This is a genomic window from Pelotomaculum sp. FP (assembly GCF_004369245.1).
Lineage (GTDB): Bacteria > Bacillota > Desulfotomaculia > Desulfotomaculales > Pelotomaculaceae > Pelotomaculum_C > Pelotomaculum_C schinkii.
Genome location: NZ_QFGB01000121.1, coordinates 1 through 2,024, shown reverse-complemented (window position 1 = coordinate 2,024; position 2,024 = coordinate 1). Strand labels below are relative to the sequence as shown.

General features: G+C 53.7%; 2 protein-coding genes. Both read right to left on the bottom strand.

The window, feature by feature from the left end; translation table 11 throughout:
- Positions 1 to 488 precede the first annotated feature (488 nt).
- On the bottom strand, positions 489 to 1,244 hold the full coding sequence (locus Psfp_RS20885) for a UPF0280 family protein (RefSeq protein WP_134220435.1): 756 nt from the start codon (positions 1,242 to 1,244) through the stop codon (positions 489 to 491).
- A 2-nt stretch (positions 1,245 to 1,246) separates the two neighbouring features.
- The gene (locus tag Psfp_RS20880) at positions 1,247 to 1,648 is read right to left on the bottom strand and encodes an NIL domain-containing protein (RefSeq protein WP_134220434.1); all 402 of its coding nucleotides are present in this window, start codon (positions 1,646 to 1,648) and stop codon (positions 1,247 to 1,249) included.
- Between the last annotated feature and the right edge of the window lie 376 nt (positions 1,649 to 2,024).

Genomic DNA, 2,024 nt, shown 5'->3' with positions numbered 1-2,024 from the left:
CCCCGAGCATATCACGCTGCCCGCTTAACCCATTCTACGCTCTGCTTCTGTTAGGGCTTGTTTGCTATACTCTTTTTTAACCTCAGGGGCCTTCAACCCTTGCTGTGAATGTTTTCACGCTATACCCTCCAAAGCATGATATTCCTGTCATGGGGAACCCTCAGCTTTGGAGCAAACTCGGCCTCGTTCGTTATGCGTCGCATTACGACAACCTACTTATTCGAGTCTTGTCTCGCAAAGCCGAGGCAGCATCCTACATCACGAGTCCATTAACCTCAAGGTGCGATACGCTGCCCTCAGACATTGCGAAAAGAATTCTATGTCTTTAAGCTCTTGACCTTTGTGTAGACCAAGGTTTTATCACTAGTATATACGAGGTGCGATTTTAATTGCACACGGCGCGTCAGCGCCGCACCTGGTTGCCTAATGTGGCTTTTGTGTGAATGAATTCGCACCTGCATTTTCTGGTAGTGCATAATCACATTTATCTAATAGCTACGCGGGACAAGGGGAACAAGCTTTAACTTGCCGCAGGCGGCCAGGCGGTCGTCCTTTATGATAACCGCCCCGGTGACCCCTTCGATTGCTGTGGCGAATTCGGCGGCCGTCTGAACATCACCGCTATCTTGGACCATGTTGCCGGCTGCCGTGGCCACGGCGTCGGCCAGGATGGCGGAAGGTGAGAGGATCACGGCGGCGTCCGCGCGGCCCTTACTGAAGGAAGGGCCCACAGTGCCTGAAGAAGTGCAGATACCTATTGGGGTGTCCTCCGGTTTGATTTCGAGGGCAATACGGTTCGACAGGGGGGAGGCCCCGGCAAAAATACCTATAGTACGCCGGCGGGTGCTGCGCAGGTAGATGTCGCCGCCGTTTTCAACAATGATATCCTTTGACCGTCTGGCCAGAGCCCTACCGATGTACTGGGCAAAAGCTCCGGCCACGGCGGCCATCGGGCCTACCCCGGCGAGGCGGGCCGCCTGCGCCATGTCGACGGCGATGGGCGGGGCGCCGGACAGCGGTTCGCACGGTACCAGTGAATGAAGAAAAGCCGGGTGCTCCTTAATATATACTTCAAAAGGCTCCCGTAGTTCCCGGAGCAGCTTTTCCACCCAGTTCGCCAATGCAGGAGAAAACCTCTCCCGGCGCACCCCGATATCCAGGTCGGTCTGGCGCACCACCACCTGGAAATGGACCAGGTCGTCCTGGTGGAATAAAGTCCGGTAAGTACGCTTCAGGTATTCCAAATCTAAAATCTGACCTCCATTGCTTTTAGCGGGCAGACTTTGACACACAACTGACAGACGATGCAGTTATCGCTGTCAAACTTTACTTCCATGGAAGGTCTTTCCAGGCTCAGTGCGCCGGTGGGGCAGATACCCGTACACGCTCCGCAGCTGATGCACCTTTCCTCGTTGCGGAAGACTTCTTCCGCAAGCGGCTGCACTCTGATTCCCTGGTCTCGCAGGTAGTCCAGCCCCTCCTCGTATTTTTCCCCGGTAAGCTCCAAAACCATCGTTCCCTCTTTATTGGGGTTGACGTTGGCCTTGAGGATATTGATGACCAGGTCGTAGTCCTTGACCAGACGGTATATAATCGGCTGATCAGACGTGTTCTGGCCAAAGCGCAGGATTATTTTATTCGGCGCCATGCCGTTCACTCCTTTGCGGATTATCATACTCCAAGGGCTGTAGCGGTGCTCTTGATACAGGTGCGAGTTTAATCGCACACGGCGCTTCGGTGCCGGACAATGTTGCATTTGTGCGAATGAATTCGACCCTGCATCTTTTAGATTCTCTCTATGGGCTAAAACGTTGTACATTTATTCTCAGAGTAGGAAGCAAAAGAACCGTCCCCTTGCTTCGTCCCCTTGCTTCCTTTTCAGTGTAGACCCCCATGCCGCCTACGGCAGCGCCATCAGAGGAACGAAAATGGGGTTTATCGAATTAATCCTTTAGCGGCTGGCGAAGCGAGGTTGATTTATCATTGGTGCCTTGAGCCCGTAGTAGTAGACAGACCTCAGCGAC

Coding starts and splice junctions, on each gene's coding strand:
- Psfp_RS20880 (WP_134220434.1), bottom strand. CDS start 1,648: ATGGCGCCGAATAAAATAATCCTGCGCTTTGGCCAGAACACGTCTGAT.